The following is a 307-nucleotide window of genomic DNA, read 5'->3' as shown; positions in this document are numbered from 1 at the left end:
GGCAGTGAAAGCGCTGCACGGTTTGAACTTCCGTGTAATTGCAGCGGGTGATTCTTATAACGATACAACGATGCTGGGTGAGGCAGACCACGGTTTCCTATTTGATGCACCAGAAAATGTGATTGCTGAATTCCCTCAGTTCCCACCAATTCATGGTTATGAAGCACTAAAAGAAGCCATTCGTAATGCTTCAGTGCGTAATATTCCGGCATAATATTTTTAATTTTGCGGAATAAAAAAAGGGCGCTATAAGCGCCCTTTTTTATATCATGCTAATTTTTTTTGCTATTAGAAGCGGTAACCAATT

The 307-nt window shown here is 40.7% G+C and carries 1 pseudogene; it reads left to right on the top strand.

Going from position 1 to position 307, the window contains the following annotated elements:
* Positions 1–214, top strand: a pseudogene (locus tag B2Y23_RS03705) (bifunctional phosphoserine phosphatase/homoserine phosphotransferase ThrH); the annotation flags it as partial.
* Between the last annotated feature and the right edge of the window lie 93 nt (positions 215–307).

Origin of the sequence: Acinetobacter sp. UBA5934 (assembly GCF_002430855.1) — a bacterium.
Lineage (GTDB): Bacteria > Pseudomonadota > Gammaproteobacteria > Pseudomonadales > Moraxellaceae > Acinetobacter.
The sequence above is the reverse complement of the archived record's forward strand: the minus strand, read 5'-3'. Positions and strand labels throughout refer to the sequence as shown.